Origin of the sequence: Aerococcus viridans, assembly GCF_002083135.2 — a bacterium.
GTDB lineage: Bacteria > Bacillota > Bacilli > Lactobacillales > Aerococcaceae > Aerococcus > Aerococcus viridans_C.
In genome coordinates this window covers 333,234-347,757 of sequence record NZ_NBTM02000001.1, presented here as the reverse complement: position 1 = coordinate 347,757, position 14,524 = coordinate 333,234, and the positions used below count along the sequence as shown (strand labels likewise).

Here is a 14,524-nt window from a genome sequence, read left to right as displayed (position 1 = left end):
AATGCTTGATTGACACGCGCATTCTGTAATTGCGGTTTTCTCAACAAATGTAGGATAATTATCCTTCGGTAATTGTACTAGCCTTGTATGCGTATGTTCAGATATGCAAAAGTCTCACAGGAAGCATAATTTGGATGCATTCAGTTAGGAAGAAAAGTTCCATCCAATGCTTTTGACTGTATAAAATACTGAAAGTATAGGGTTTTGCACCATGTATAACTTAAACTTATATTTCAATTCAAATTCCTTATTTTAAAAATGGATAAGGATGGGTTATTATATGTGTGTGGAAGCGTTTGCAACAAGTATTTAATTAAAATAAAACAAAATTGAATTTAAATGGAGGACAAAACTATGTCAACAAAAGCAGAAATTATCCGTGAATTATACCCAGAAGATGTATTCCATTATGCAGAAAAATTAACTGATGGTGAATTGGAAGTATTACAACATGTACGTCAAATCATTGAGAATGATATCCGTCCAGTTGTAACTGATCACTGGGAACGCGGTAAATTCCCGTTTGAAGCATTCTACAAATTAAAAGAAGCTGGCATTATGAACAGCCCTAAATTATTTGAAGGTCGCGATGACAAATGGAAAGCTAGCGAAATGTATAATGCCTTCCTATACTATGAATTATCTCGTTTTGATGCTTCAATTGCTACATTCTACACAGTACATGGTGGTTTAGGTTACAACACAATCTTAATCGGTGGTTCTGAAGAACAAAAACAAGAATTCGCAACTAAAATACGTAACTTCGAATGGCAAACATGTTTTGCATTAACTGAACCAGATCACGGTTCTGATATTGCTGGTGGTTTAGGAACTACTGCAGAACGTAAAGGTGATAAATGGATCTTAAACGGTGAAAAACGTTGGATCGGTGGTGCAGATACTGCTGATATCGTCCCTGTATTTGCGCGTGACGTTGAAGACGGCAAAATCAAATGTTTCATCGTTCGTAAAGGTGCTCCTGGCTATAAAGCAGTGCCAATTCCTAACAAAATTTCCTTACGTATGGTTCAAAATGGCCACATCACTTTAGACAATGTTGAAGTGCCAGAAGCTGACCGTCTACCAAACATTAATGGTTTCCGCTCTGTAAATGAAATTTTCATCCATACTCGTGCAGACGTTGCACATATTGCTAACGGCGTAACAGCAGGTGCTTTTGTTGCTGCTTTACGTAACACTACTGAACGTGAACAATTTGACCGTAAATTAGCTGGTTTCCAATTAGTTCAAGAAAAATTAGCACGTATGCAATCTAACGCTATAGCAGCTTTAGGCTACTCAGTACGTATTGCTGAATTAATGGAAAATGGCGAGTACGAAATGTTCAACTCTTCATTAGCAAAAATGCACAACTCTTTAAGAATGCGTGAAACAGTTGCCTTAGCACGTGAAGTAACTGGTGGTAATGGTATTACCCTAGAAACTGACGTAGCTCGCTTCTTCGCAGATGCAGAAGCTATCTACACTTATGAAGGTACACATGAAATTAACGCTTTACTTGTAGGACGTGAGATTACAGGTATCGGCGCATTTATTTAATCGCAATCCACCTCAATAATTGCTATGAACAAATTCGGAAATCAACTTCAGGAAACACTTGGGGTTGATTTCTTTTTTTAGTTTTATAAACTTTGCTATAATCGAAACTAATAGAGAGGGGTGCCGTGAAATTGAACATCTTACAATTATATTATTTTGTCAACATTGTGGATTGTAACTTTAACTTGTCACTAGCTGCCAAGAAAATCCACATTAGTCAACCGGCCCTAAGTCAGTTTATCTCTACCGTTGAAAGAGATCATGAAATTGAGTTATTTAACCGTAAGAATAGCCGACTACAAGGACTAACTACAGCAGGTAAGGAAGTATATGAATATGCGATTAAAATTTTGGCTTTGTCAGATGAATTAGATCATATTATTCATTATGAATCTTTACGCCAAAAAGGAACCATTCGTATTGGTTTACCATCACTCATCTTAGAAACCTACTTTGCTGCCTATTTCCCTAAACTATCAGTAGAAAATATGGAGATACAGATATCCATCAGTGAAGATGGTAGTCATGCTTTACGTCAAAAGTTGATTAAGGATGATTTGGATATAGCCATCCTTATTGAGCCAACCTTACTAGACGAGAAGGTATACGAGCAGCATACAATTTGTTTTGATGAAATGGTGGCATTTTTGTCGCAGAATAATCCTTTGGCTAAGAAAAACTGCTTGAATTGGCGTAATTTAGACAAATATCCTTTGGCAACCTTCAATAGTTCTTTTATGACGCATCAACTCGTCAGCGAAAAGCTGGAAGAAAATCATCTGGATAGTCAAATTCTTTTCACGTCATCATCATGGTCTTACCTAATGGATGCAACTCAAGATACAGATATTGTGACTATTTTGCCTAGACCAGTAGAGAAGCATTTGAATCGAGATTTGTCTACGATACGAAAATTTAAGGATCCAATTCCTTTTAATTTCACCATTTGTCGCGCACGTCATGAAAAACATGAACCGTTAAAAGATTATATTTTCAATCAGATTGTAAGCAATTTTGCGCCAGCAAATACTTAGAAAAACATAACTTATCCTAATATCTGTAGGTCCTAGAGCCATTTTCTGGCTTTAGGACCTTTTATTTTATCGAAATTCGCAAAGTTTTATAAGGATGACTTATATTTCGATAAGTTTCTGCTAGCGTTTTCATGGTATAACCCCCTTTTATATTGTAAACGCTACCAGTATAATATAAGTATCGATTCCACAAAATCGCCAAATTAAATACAAAGTTGCATTAGTATATAATAGAGTTTAAAAAGCATATATATAAATGGAGGAAAAAACAGTGAGTACAAAAGAAGTAGTAATTGTATCAGCATTACGTTCAGCACTCGGATCATTTGGTGGCGCATTTAAAAATTATTCAGCAGTTCAATTAGGAACAGATGTCGTGAAAGAATCTTTAAATCGTTTGAACTTGGATCCTAGCTTAGTAGATGAAGTCATCTTAGGTAATGTCCTAAGTGCTGGCTTAGGACAAAACGTGGCACGTCAAGTGTCTATGAATGCTGGTATCCCTAAAGAAGTACCTTCTTTCTCAGTAAATCAAGTTTGTGGTTCAGGTGTGAAAACAGTTATGTTAGGTGCGCAATCAATCATGGTTGGCGACAATGATATCGTGGTTGTTGGTGGTACAGAAAACATGAGCCAATCACCTTACGTATTAAATGACTACCGTTGGGGTGGACGTATGGGTGACGGTCGCGCTGTTGATACTATGTTAAAAGATGGTTTAATAGATGCGTTCGAAGGTTACCATATGGGAATCACTGCAGAAAACGTTGCTGAAAAATATAACTTATCTCGTGAAGAACAAGATGAATTTGCAGCGAAGAGTCAACAAAAAGCTGAAGCAGCAATCAAAGCTGGTCGTTTCGAAGATGAAATCGTGCCAATCTCAGTACCACAACGTAAAGGTGACCCAATCGTTGTGACACAAGATGAAGGTGTTCGTTTCGGTTCTACAGCAGAAGGTTTAGCTAAATTACGTCCTGCATTTAAGAAAGATGGCGGTACTGTAACTGCTGGTAACTCTTCAACAATCAATGATGCTGCTGCAATCTTAGTCTTAATGTCTAAAGAAAAAGCAGAAGAATTAGGTTATGAACCATTAGCTACAATCGTTTCATCTGCTTCATGTGGTGTGGATCCATCAATTATGGGTACTGGCCCTATCTCTGCAACGAAAAAAGCTTTATCAAAAGCTGGTTTAACAGTAGAAGATTTAGACTTAATCGAATCAAATGAAGCCTTTGCTGCACAAGCGTTGAGCGTTAATAAATCATTAGGTTTTGACCCTGAAATCACTAACGTAAATGGTGGGGCAATCTCATTAGGTCACCCAATCGGTGCTTCTGGTGCACGTATCATCGTTACTTTAATCCATGAAATGATTAAACGTGATGCGAAGACAGGTTTAGCAACATTATGTATTGGTGGGGGCCAAGGTAACGCCTTAATCATCAAACGCTAATCTGAAACGAGACATTATAAAAGGAGCCATTACATTATGGAAAAAGTATTTGTAATTGGTGCAGGACAAATGGGCGGCGGTATCGCCCAAGTCTTTGCACAAGCTGGTTATACAGTTGTATTAAACGATATTAAACAAGAATTTGTAGATCGCGGTTTAGCAAAAATCGAAAAAGGTCTTGCACGCCGTGTTGAAAAAGGAAAAATGAGCCAAGAAGAAGTAGATGCAATTCTAGCTAAGATTACTACTTCTACTTCATATGACGATGCTAAAGATGTGGATTTAATCATTGAAGCAGCAACTGAAAATGAAAAAATCAAATTAGATATCTTCCGTCAATTAGATGAAATTGCTAAGGAAGATACAATCTTAGCGACAAATACATCTTCATTATCTGTCACTAAAATCGGAGCTGTTACAAAACGTCCTGATAAAGTGATTGGTTTACATTTCTTCAACCCAGTACCAGCAATGAAATTGATTGAATTAAATATTGGTATCAAGACTTCATTGACAACTGTAGAAGCGATGAAACAAGTAAGCGAAGCATTAGGTAAAGAAGCAGTAGAAGTAAAAGATTCTCCAGGTTTCGTTGTAAACCGTGTGTTAATTCCAATGATTAACGAAGCAATCTTTATCTTAGATTCTGGCGTTGCATCTGCTGAAGAAATTGATACAGCAATGAAATTAGGTGCTAGTCATCCAATGGGACCATTGGCTTTAGGTGACTTAATCGGTTTAGATACTGTACTAGCAATCATGAATACTTTATATGATGGCTACAAAGATCCTAAATATCGTCCAGCACCATTATTAGTGAAATACGTTGAAGCAGGCCAATTAGGCCGCAAAACTGGACAAGGCTTCTTCTCTTACGAGTAGGCCGTCAGGAGGAAATCATGACAGAATACAACACTTTGCAACTTGAAGTGGCGAACAAGATTGGGACGTTGACGATCAACCGTCCCAAATCTTTAAACGCCTTAAACGCTGAAGTTTTATCTGAATTGGAAGCGATTACAAAAGAAATCGGAGCTAACCAAGATATTCAAGTATTAGTCATTACTGGTGCGGGTGAGAAAGCTTTTGTAGCCGGTGCTGATATCAAAGAAATGGCAGAAAAGAATGCTTTAAAAGGGCACACCTTCTCTGAATTAGGTAACCGTGCATTTGCGAAAATCGCTACATTACGTCAACCAGTTATTGCTGCAGTTAATGGTTATGCCTTGGGTGGGGGACTTGAGTTAGCTTTGTCTGCTGATATCCGTATTGCCTCTACTAATGCAAAAGTTGGTCAACCAGAAGTTGGTCTAGGGATTATTCCTGGATTTGGTGGGACACAACGTCTAAGCCGTTTAGTAGGACTTGGCAAAGCGAAGGAGCTTATTTTCACAGCGAACAATATTGACGCTGCGGAAGGGTTACGCATTGGTTTATTCAATCAAGTCGTTGAAGCAGATGCATTACTAGATACTGCCTATGCGATGGCTGAAAAGATCAACAAGAATGCACCGCTTGCAGTAGAAAGTGCTAAGGTAGCAATCGACAAAGGCTTCGATATGACTTTGGATCAAGGATTAGCGTTTGAAGCACAAAGTTTCGGTCTGTTATTTGCAACGAAAGACCAAAAAGCTGGTATGCAAGCCTTCATTAATAAAGAAAAAGCGCAATTTACCAAAGAATAGATTGAATTTGAAGAAAGAGGACGAGATATGGCACAAACTGAATTTCAAAAATTATATCAAGAAAAATTAACAACGCCTGAAGAAGCAATTAAAGTTATTGCGCCAGGTGAAGCAATCGTTTATCCATTGGGTGCAGGTGAACCTTCAGCATTACACGAAGCTTTAGAAAAACATGAAAACTTAGACGGTAACCGTTTATACACTATGTTAACAATGCACCGTGTGTTAGATTTACCAAAAGAAAAATTAACACAACTGTCATTCTTCTTATCAGGTAATGACCGTAAAGCTTTCAATAATGGTAAAACTGAATTAATTCCTAACCACTTTTCAGAAATTCCAAACATCTTACATGCACGTGAACCAGAACCAGTTTTAGTGGCAACTGTTTCACCAATGGATGAAGAAGGAAACTTCTCATTAGGTGTTGGGAACTCATATTTTGGACCACAAATTAAATATACGAAAAAAATCATCTTAGAAGTAAATGAAACAATGCCTTATACTTATGGTATCGAAAATACAATCCATATCAGCCAAGTAGATGCATTAGTAGAAAATAATGAACAAATTCCTGTATTACCAGAATCTGAAATCAATGAAAAAGACCAAAAAATTGGGGATTACATCTCTGAATTGATTGAAGATGGCGATACTATCCAAGTTGGTATTGGTGCAATGCCTAACGCTGTAATGAACAACCTAGTCAACAAGAAAAACTTAGGTTTACACAGTGAAATGTTTACTTCTAAAGCGCAATTGCTACATGAAAAAGGTGTATTAACAAACGAACATAAACAAAACTTTGTTGGTACGTCAATTTCAACCTTTGCGTTAGGAACAAAAGAAATGTATGACTTCATGGACCACAATAAAGATATTTTGATGGTACCTTCAAGCATTTCAAATGGTCAAAAATACATTGCTGAAAATGAAAACTTCGTATCGATTAACTCTGGTATTGAAGTGGATCTTCTTGGTCAAGTTTCTTCAGAACGTGTCATGAATACTTACTACTCTTCAACAGGTGGTCAAGCTGACTTTACAAAAGGTATTAACTTAACGAAGAATGGTCGCGGCTTTATTGCGCTATATTCAACTGCTGCTAAAGGTAAAGTATCAACAATCGTACCTAAATTATTCAGTGGTGCCCCTGCAACAACAAGTAAAAATGACATCAACATGGTGGTTACTGAATATGGTATTGCGAACTTGAAAAATAAAACCATTCGTGAACGTGTAGAAGCACTAATTGCGATTGCTCATCCTGATTTCCGTGATGAATTACGTCAACAAGCAATCGAAATGAACTACATTTCTGAATAAGATATAACAAGTACCGTCCTAGCGCTCCATGCTTCCACAAAAGGCCGGTATTTTGTTTAAGGAGGACATCGTTGATGTTAGATCAATACAAATTTCACGAAATGACCTTTACTTGGTTAAACGGAACCTTCTTAGCGACCGATGGTGGTACGCTTTTTGGTCCGGTACCTCGTGCTGTTTGGGGTCGTTTCTATCCTTATAATGACAATAATCAAATACCCTCTGTTTCTGATCCCATTTTGATTCAATATCGGGGCAAGAATTATTTGATTGACGCAAGTATGGATGTGGATAAGTTAACGTATAAGGCCATTCGTAATATTGGCGTGCTTGAAGCAGCGACAATTGGTAACGACTTAGCGGAACTTGGTTTGACTTACGATGATATTGATGTCGTAATGATGACACACATGCACAACGACCATGCCAATGGGTTAACCTATTATGGGGAAAATGGCTTGGTTTCACGTTACCCAAATGCAACAATTTACATGAGTGAAGTCGAGTGGGATGAAGTGCGTCACCCCAACCGTCGAACACGAAATACCTATTTGAAGGAAAACTGGGACCCTATCCAAGACCAGGTTGAGACCTTCAAAGAAGTGCTAGAAGTAGCACCCGGCATTACCATGGAACACACAGGTGGTCACTCTAACGGCCATGCAATTGTGCGTTTTGAACAAGCTGGGGAAACAGCCTTACATATGGGGGATATTTTGATTTCATCTGTGCATACCAATCCTTTATGGGTTGGTGCTGTCGATGACTATCCAATGGACTCCATTGCTGCCAAAGAACGTTTGATGGCAGAGGCTTTACCAAATGGTTATAAATTCTTGTTTTATCATGACCCTTTCTACCGCATGATACAATATTCTGAAGATGCCAAAGAAATCGTTGATGGATTAAAACGAAGCAAGCCTTCTTTAATTTCATTGACTGAAGAACAAGACAAATATCCTAAAGAGCAATAGGGTAGTCTTTATGCTAATGGCGTTGGCGATTAGCTTATATAAATTAGTAATATAAAAAACCGTTAGTTGCGTGGGCAATCCTTCGACCGGTTGCCTATCAAAATAAATGTTAATTTTTGTTTTTTCTACAATCACAATCCTTTAAACATGATATTCTTCTCTTTGCTGTGTGCGTTCAGGTATGCAGGGTGAGGGGTATCATGTTTTTTTGTGTGTGGGCTAGTGGTTGACGTGTTAGGAGGCTGGATTCGTTTAGGTTGATGCACTGCGTTTATAAGACTATATGTTATCTTGGTTCTTTTACAAATAGTGTTGGTAAATAATTTTAAAGCACACGAATACGTTTTTTAGTTTTTAATAATAATTAAGAAATCAATAAAGTTAAATGCCATGCACGCTGTGATGTGTTTGGCTTTTTTCTTGCCTTTAGGCAAGGGAAGTGACCAATGGGATAACATTTCTAACAAATGGTGTTTTGTCCTTCAGTGTACGTTCCTTAAAAGCCGTGGCACCAGCGAGAGCCAAGGTCTCTCTGCTTTGAAATCGAGCCTTAGTCTCGATTTCATGCTTGTTCACGGCTAAGGACGTACACTTTCAGTCCTCTTTATTCAAAAATATACCACTATCCCTGGGTTAGCTTGCCATCCCATCAAATGTATAAGGTTTAGGATTGGATGGTTTGTAATTTAATTTGAATTGGACTAAAATTCTTGCACGTAAATGATGGAAGTTCGAATATCCAAAACCTGTTCGTTTAATTAATTTAATTTTATTATTAATACCTTCGGTAGGACCATTTGATACAGTATATTTTAAAGCGTTATGTATATAAGGCAAGAATTTGGCTAATGTTCTGATAGTTCTTCTCGTACGACTTGGCAAAGTTTGGTTCTTAGTCCCACGTAGGATTTCATTGAAAATATTGATATCATGAGTTGAAATGGCATATTTTAGTTCATTCATCAGGGTATAAGTAACTAAAAGTTCGTGTGAGATACTCAAAAGATAATCAACAATACGTTGTTCTGATATCGCTTCACCAAATTGACGAACATAATGTGTATCCGTGAAATTTAAATCTTCAGCGTTCTTTAACAACAATTTCCATTGTTTTTTGAGTTTATTGTAGTCCGATGGACGGCTTGTTTTGATAGCATTCATCACTTTAATACGAATAGAATTGATTGTTTCATTCAACAGCTTTACTATATGGAATCGATCAACGACAATCTTCGCATTAGGGAAACATGTGCGGATGACCTCTAGATAAGGTGTATATAAATCAATCGAAACTGTCTTCACGCTGCTTCGAGCAGTCCAGGTAAAAGAAGAAAAGTAATCGATGAGCGACGCTTGTTTTCTATCAACGACAATATCAATTAGCCTTCTATTATGCGTGTCCACAAGGACAGCACTCATCGCATTGGCTACACGATTAGTCGATTTAAACTCATCTACACCGAGGTGATTCGGGAGATAATTTCCCTTAGGTGATAGTCCCATACTTGCTTTCATTAAAGTTCTGGCCACTGTTGGAGAAGAGACATGATAACGTTTAGCGATTAACCGCATAGATTGCGTTTCAACCAATTCGGAGCTAATTTGACTTTTAATGGTTTTAGAAATACAGCAAAATTTTTCAACTAATGGTGTTTCAGCGATAAAAGTTTGTGCACAATGTTTACAATAAAAGCGTTGCTTCTGTAATTTAAGTAAAACAGGATTAGTAGCTGTGTTCGGTAATCGAATGATAGCTGGTTTAAAGCCATGTTTGATGATATCTCGATTACCAGTATTCTTTACACCACAGTGCATACAAGCCTTAGGCTTGTACGTAAGAACCCCATGTAAAACGAAATGATTTATTTCATGATACTTTTCAAGTGGCAACAGATGCATAGATTTTGGTATTGTAATATCAATATTATTGTCGTAAATACCGCAAAGTTGTTTTATAATAGATGTATGGGACATGATTTTCCCTTCTTTCTGTATTCGTAGTGGTTTACACGCATTAAGGATATCATGTCCTTTTTGCGTACACAAAAATAGTGTCAATGAGATTCAATATGAATTCTCACCAACACTATTTATTATAGAACCGTTATCTTCACGAGGGTTGTGCCTTTCATAGGATGAAACTTGTAATTGTATATTTTATAATAGATAATTAATATAAGAATTGAGATGAGGAGTGGGTTTTATGGCAGAGGGAACGGCTAAGCAGTCAGCATTTATCGATGGCTACAATGAGTTGCATAAAGCGTTACAGGATTTGGCGGCGCCTTATTTTGAGGAGATTGCGCATAATAAGCGGCAGGATGATTTTATTGCTTTGCCAGGTGGACCTGGTACCATGGAAGAATGGTTTGAGGTATATACATGGGCACAGGTGGGTTATTTAGATCATCCGATTGCCTTATTGAATGTAAATAATTATTATCAACCGCTATTGACCTACTTGGATCATGCCGTGGCTGAAGGGTTCTTGCACCAACAGTACCGGGATATGGTTATTATTGATGCAGATCCACAGACCTTATTAGACAAAATTATTGCCTATCAACCAGATTACAAGAAGAAATGGTAGGCAGTTACTGTATTCAGACATTCAGCAAATAGTGATTGAAATTAAAAGAGGCTGATACAAAATGACTCTAAAAAGGCGTATACAATTCTTAATAAGAGTTGTATACGCCTTTTACTCAGAAAAAATTCTTACAAATTTTGATTGAAATATATCATGGGAACAGGGTAAAGGACTGAAAGAGTAGTTCCTTGCCGTGAAAGAGGATGAAATCGAGACCTTGGCTTTCAATGGTCCCACGGCTCACAAGGAACGTACACTGTAAGGACGAAAAATCTATGATTGTCATCTTTTGTCCCAGCCTCTTTTTTACTATGCACAAATAAAAAGCGAGATTGAATTTTCACCCAATCTCACTGCTATTTCTATAAATATAATTCCCCGGCTTGTAATACGGGCTCTAAGTGACCTAATGGAATGGTTGCCATACTTGGGCGTAAGGTTCCTTTATTTTCATCGCGTCCTTGGATTACCAATTTGGCGTCGTCTTGACGGTAAATGTTGATCCCTTTAACGATTAATTGTTGGGTTTGGTCACTAGAATAACGGTTGAATAATACCGCTAACTTCACGAAAGGTAATTGTGTCATCATTGGGTAGTCACCCATAGAGTCGCCAAATACCATAGCTGGTTGCTTGCCGTGATCAGCTACCATGAAGTTTTTAATCACTTCTACTTTTCCCAAGCCCTTAGTGATAAAGGTGCCTTCTTCTAGACGTGAATCCATAATGCCATTTTCATCCACGTCGTAGCACTGGCCGAAAACTTGGCTTGCGTCTAAGTTGAAAGGTGCTTTAGTTACCACTGAACGAACCAAGTCAATTGGACTAGCGGTAATGACATAGATGGTGATGTTGTTGTCTTTAAGCGCTTGCCATAAATGTAGGATTTCATCTGGGATACGAATCCCTTGTTCAAAAGAAGCTTCTACTTTTCCGACCTTGCTCTTAATATGTGGGCTAGAAAATAGTCGGCGTAGGGCGATTGGTTTAGCCAAGGCGTCCTGGAATACAGCTACAGATAAGGTTTTGAATTCTTCAACAGTATAGCCTTTGAACCAGTAAATCGGTGAATTTTCGCCAGGTGTTCTTTGGAATTCACTACCTGCTAATTGGTAGAATAAACGTAATTTTGCCGAAAATTCGTTGAATTGGGTCAATTCCTTCACCTGTTCTAGTGGCAAGCGTTCGCTCTCATCTAAGGCAATATAGTCGGTATATAAGACTTGGTATTGGGCGATGATGTCGTCCGCTAAATCAATATAAGTTGCCATATTTTGTGAATTCGGGAAAATAGGTTGGTTGAAATTCATCGGGCCAGTAGTTAAGACATCATAGAATTCATCTGGGGTCATCTTGTAGGCCAAGTGATCAATCATGTACATCATCAGATGGTCTTCAATATCATGCATGATTGTAGTGTTGTCAAAATCAAACACAGCGTATTCAGTATCTTGCTTACTTACACTTGCTTCTGAAGCTGATTCACGAATCACTGTATTCAGACGTTGGACAACAAAGGGGTCCCATTTTTGTTGGTTGATATTTAATGGCATAAAAATCTCCTCGCATGTTTATAAATAAATTGATTTTATCACTAACTTATAACATATTATAAAGTAAGCGTAATAATTTCATGTAAAATCTAAGTCATAATTAAGTAAATGCAATTTTTATATGAAGGCGCACTGTGGTTCGTGATGGTTATAGACACCAATCGTCTCCAAAAATGATTCGATTGTAGTTGGACCGACAAATTTAAACCCGCGTTTCTTTAGTAATTTCATCAGCGCTTTATTGATTTCGTCTTCATTTCCGCTAAATTCGGCCACCAATTGATATGCTGTTTGGTAGATGAAATCTCTAAAACTTGGAAAATGAGTATCCTCCTCGATTGCTAGCGCACACTGGGCGTTGTTTATCATAGCTTGGATTTTTTGGTGGTGACGAATGATCCCTTCATCAAGCATAAGCCGGTGAACATCAGTTTCATCAAACTTGGCCAAGGCCTCCATGTCAAAATCAGCAAAAGCTGATCTCAGTGCTGGCCGCTTTTTCAGGATTATAGCCCAGGATAAACCGGCTTGCATGGATTCTAAGCACAGGGCCTCAAAGACTTCCTGACTAGAGGGTTTATCTTGACCCCATTCCTCGTCATGATAAGCAATCATGTTTGGGGTATTGGCAAATTGACAGCGTATGACCATGAAAAAACTCCTTCACTTTGCAAGTTTCACTAGGATTTCTTAGTGTGTCCAAATTATAGCAAATTTAATCCAATTATAATAGTTGGGTTCGTTATAAACGATTACTCATGATTAAAGTAAGGTATTATCAATATCTTGAATCCTTGACTATAATGAAGTTGTGAAAAGAAAAATAATTTGATATGGGGGAAGGTTATTATGAAGCATTTTGTGAAGTTGGGGTTATTGGGTTTATCGGCAACGGTGCTTGCAGCGTGTTCCAGTGATAGTAGTGAGGAAACTACTATTCGAGTCGCGACGTCACCTGGTCCTTATAGTGAGTTATTTCTAGACCAAGTGGCCCCTAAGTTAGAAGAAGAAGGCTATACAGTAGAAGAAATTGAGTTTACAGACTTGCGGTCAGCGGATGTTGCCCTACAAGAAGGGTCAGCAGACTTAAATGTTGACCAACATTCCTTGTATTTAGCCAACTTCAATGAAGAAGCGGGTGCAGAACTAACGGCTGTGACGCCGGTACCGACTGTGCCAACAGGTTTGTTCCCAGGTACAAAGGATGATTTGGTTGCTGTCTCAAACGGGGACCGTGTGGGTATCCCGGATGACCCATCAAATTATACGAGAGCTTTACTCGTTTTGCAGAAAGCGGGCTGGATCAAATTAAATGAGGATGCCAACTTCGAGAGTTTAACGGTTGATGACATCTCAGAAAATACGGCGGGCATTGAAATTGTACCAATGCAATCAGCGTCAATCCCAAGAACCTTGGAAGATTTAGCCTACGCCATTATTCCAGGCTCAATCGCGTATGACGCGGGCGTTGACTTCTCAACTATGTTATTAGCGGAGGATGTGCGGGAAGACTTGTTACTGCAAGCTGTAGTTTCCAATCCTGAAACAGCGGAAGAAGAGTGGGTGCAAGCAGTCGTGGATATCTATCATTCGGACGATTTTCAATCGCAAATAGAAGAAATCAATAATAATTCAGATGAAACTTACTGGATCATTCCAGATTAAGAAATCCGAAAGAAAGTGTGTATATTTATAGAGAACGTTTACATTACTAGATCATTTCCTATATGATAGGGGTATCAAGAGAATAGGAGTGATGTACATGGTGGAAGTTTACACAAACTACTGGGAAAATCGGCGCGATGGTGTTCGAAAGGAACATGGATCATACGCTAGCGAAGAAGCGGCCTTTGAGGGGATTCAAAGTTGGTGGACACTTCATCAAGAAAAGTATACCGATGTGAATAAACGACGGACCAATTCAGGTGCCCTAGAAATTACATATGGTGATGACAATTACTACTATCGTATTGAGAAACGGCATTTGGACAAGTTACCATCGACTAAATGTAAGTTGAGAAGTCCTGGTGAGATTGACAGTAAACGTAAACTGGCACAATTGGATGAGGAAAGCTTCCTATTTGAAGAATTAGCAGAACCTTATCGTGACCTACTACTTGTTGCAATGGGGGACGGCCAGCGGGTCAAGGACTTTATCTACGATGAAAAAGGTCGACCGATTCGCGAGCTGACTAAAGTATAAAATTTAAAATAATTGATTGACAAAGAGATTACAGGGTGTTATGATATTGAGGTTGAGAAAAGAAGCAGAAACACCCGTTTCTCACCTGAGTTGACAAGTTACGTCCTCGGGTTGATAGATATTCAGTTCACACAGACTCG

The 14,524-nt window shown here is 38.3% G+C and carries 13 protein-coding genes and 1 other annotated feature (1 of these 14 running past the window's edge); of the genes, 10 read left to right on the top strand and 3 right to left on the bottom strand.

Translation table 11 applies throughout. From position 1 onward, the window contains the following. The first annotated feature begins 354 nt into the window (after positions 1–354). From A6J77_RS01730 to A6J77_RS01700, 7 genes are all read left to right on the top strand, one after another. Positions 355–1,560: an acyl-CoA dehydrogenase family protein gene (locus A6J77_RS01730; RefSeq protein WP_083067789.1), complete on the top strand. Its 1,206-nt coding sequence runs from the start codon at positions 355–357 to the stop codon at positions 1,558–1,560. A gap of 131 nt (positions 1,561–1,691) precedes the next feature. After that, positions 1,692–2,594: a LysR family transcriptional regulator gene (locus A6J77_RS01725; RefSeq protein WP_083067788.1), complete on the top strand. Its 903-nt coding sequence runs from the start codon at positions 1,692–1,694 to the stop codon at positions 2,592–2,594. Between the two features lie 271 nt (positions 2,595–2,865). Next, on the top strand, positions 2,866–4,053 hold the full coding sequence (locus A6J77_RS01720; protein WP_111856758.1) for an acetyl-CoA C-acetyltransferase: 1,188 nt from the start codon (positions 2,866–2,868) through the stop codon (positions 4,051–4,053). 36 nt (positions 4,054–4,089) lie between these two features. Beyond that, a complete protein-coding gene (locus A6J77_RS01715) occupies positions 4,090–4,935 on the top strand; it encodes a 3-hydroxybutyryl-CoA dehydrogenase (protein ID WP_083067786.1) in 846 nt (281 codons plus the stop codon). A 17-nt stretch (positions 4,936–4,952) separates the two neighbouring features. Continuing rightward, the gene (locus tag A6J77_RS01710; RefSeq protein WP_083067785.1) at positions 4,953–5,738 is read left to right on the top strand and encodes an enoyl-CoA hydratase-related protein; all 786 of its coding nucleotides are present in this window, start codon (positions 4,953–4,955) and stop codon (positions 5,736–5,738) included. 27 nt (positions 5,739–5,765) lie between these two features. Then, positions 5,766–7,064, top strand: a complete 1,299-nt coding sequence (locus A6J77_RS01705) for an acetyl-CoA hydrolase/transferase family protein (RefSeq protein ID WP_083067784.1) — start codon at positions 5,766–5,768, stop codon at positions 7,062–7,064. Between the two features lie 74 nt (positions 7,065–7,138). Continuing rightward, entirely contained in the window at positions 7,139–8,038 is a 900-nt protein-coding gene (locus tag A6J77_RS01700) for an MBL fold metallo-hydrolase (protein WP_083067783.1), read from the top strand. A gap of 633 nt (positions 8,039–8,671) precedes the next feature. Here A6J77_RS01700 and A6J77_RS01695 read toward each other — a convergent pair. After that, positions 8,672–10,012, bottom strand: a complete 1,341-nt coding sequence (locus A6J77_RS01695) for an ISL3 family transposase (RefSeq protein ID WP_083067782.1) — start codon at positions 10,010–10,012, stop codon at positions 8,672–8,674. A gap of 229 nt (positions 10,013–10,241) precedes the next feature. On the opposite strand from A6J77_RS01695, the gene A6J77_RS01690 reads away from it, so the two are divergent. After that, on the top strand, positions 10,242–10,628 hold the full coding sequence (locus tag A6J77_RS01690; protein ID WP_083067781.1) for an LOG family protein: 387 nt from the start codon (positions 10,242–10,244) through the stop codon (positions 10,626–10,628). A gap of 362 nt (positions 10,629–10,990) precedes the next feature. On the opposite strand, the gene A6J77_RS01685 is transcribed toward A6J77_RS01690, so the two are convergent. Then, positions 10,991–12,181, bottom strand: coding sequence for a haloacid dehalogenase-like hydrolase (locus A6J77_RS01685; protein ID WP_083067780.1), 1,191 nt, complete (start codon positions 12,179–12,181; stop codon positions 10,991–10,993). Positions 12,182–12,298: 117 nt separating this feature from the next. Further along, positions 12,299–12,832: a DNA-3-methyladenine glycosylase I gene (locus A6J77_RS01680; protein ID WP_083067779.1), complete on the bottom strand. Its 534-nt coding sequence runs from the start codon at positions 12,830–12,832 to the stop codon at positions 12,299–12,301. A gap of 198 nt (positions 12,833–13,030) precedes the next feature. Here A6J77_RS01680 and A6J77_RS01675 point away from each other — a divergent pair, with 198 nt between their 5' ends. Together A6J77_RS01675 and A6J77_RS01670 are read left to right on the top strand one after the other, a co-directional pair. Further along, positions 13,031–13,846 (top strand): MetQ/NlpA family ABC transporter substrate-binding protein, encoded by an 816-nt coding sequence (locus tag A6J77_RS01675; protein ID WP_083067778.1) that lies wholly within the window; start codon positions 13,031–13,033, stop codon positions 13,844–13,846. A gap of 97 nt (positions 13,847–13,943) precedes the next feature. Then, entirely contained in the window at positions 13,944–14,384 is a 441-nt protein-coding gene (locus tag A6J77_RS01670) for a hypothetical protein (RefSeq protein ID WP_083067777.1), read from the top strand. A gap of 56 nt (positions 14,385–14,440) precedes the next feature. Further along, positions 14,441–14,524, top strand: a sequence feature (ribosomal protein L20 leader region); it runs 57 nt beyond the window's last position.

Coding starts and splice junctions, on each gene's coding strand:
- A6J77_RS01670 (WP_083067777.1), top strand. CDS start 13,944: ATGGTGGAAGTTTACACAAACTACTGGGAAAATCGGCGCGATGGTGTT.
- A6J77_RS01680 (WP_083067779.1), bottom strand. CDS start 12,832: ATGGTCATACGCTGTCAATTTGCCAATACCCCAAACATGATTGCTTAT.
- A6J77_RS01710 (WP_083067785.1), top strand. CDS start 4,953: ATGACAGAATACAACACTTTGCAACTTGAAGTGGCGAACAAGATTGGG.
- A6J77_RS01685 (WP_083067780.1), bottom strand. CDS start 12,181: ATGCCATTAAATATCAACCAACAAAAATGGGACCCCTTTGTTGTCCAA.
- A6J77_RS01695 (WP_083067782.1), bottom strand. CDS start 10,012: ATGTCCCATACATCTATTATAAAACAACTTTGCGGTATTTACGACAAT.
- A6J77_RS01690 (WP_083067781.1), top strand. CDS start 10,242: ATGGCAGAGGGAACGGCTAAGCAGTCAGCATTTATCGATGGCTACAAT.
- A6J77_RS01715 (WP_083067786.1), top strand. CDS start 4,090: ATGGAAAAAGTATTTGTAATTGGTGCAGGACAAATGGGCGGCGGTATC.
- A6J77_RS01675 (WP_083067778.1), top strand. CDS start 13,031: ATGAAGCATTTTGTGAAGTTGGGGTTATTGGGTTTATCGGCAACGGTG.
- A6J77_RS01730 (WP_083067789.1), top strand. CDS start 355: ATGTCAACAAAAGCAGAAATTATCCGTGAATTATACCCAGAAGATGTA.
- A6J77_RS01700 (WP_083067783.1), top strand. CDS start 7,139: ATGTTAGATCAATACAAATTTCACGAAATGACCTTTACTTGGTTAAAC.
- A6J77_RS01705 (WP_083067784.1), top strand. CDS start 5,766: ATGGCACAAACTGAATTTCAAAAATTATATCAAGAAAAATTAACAACG.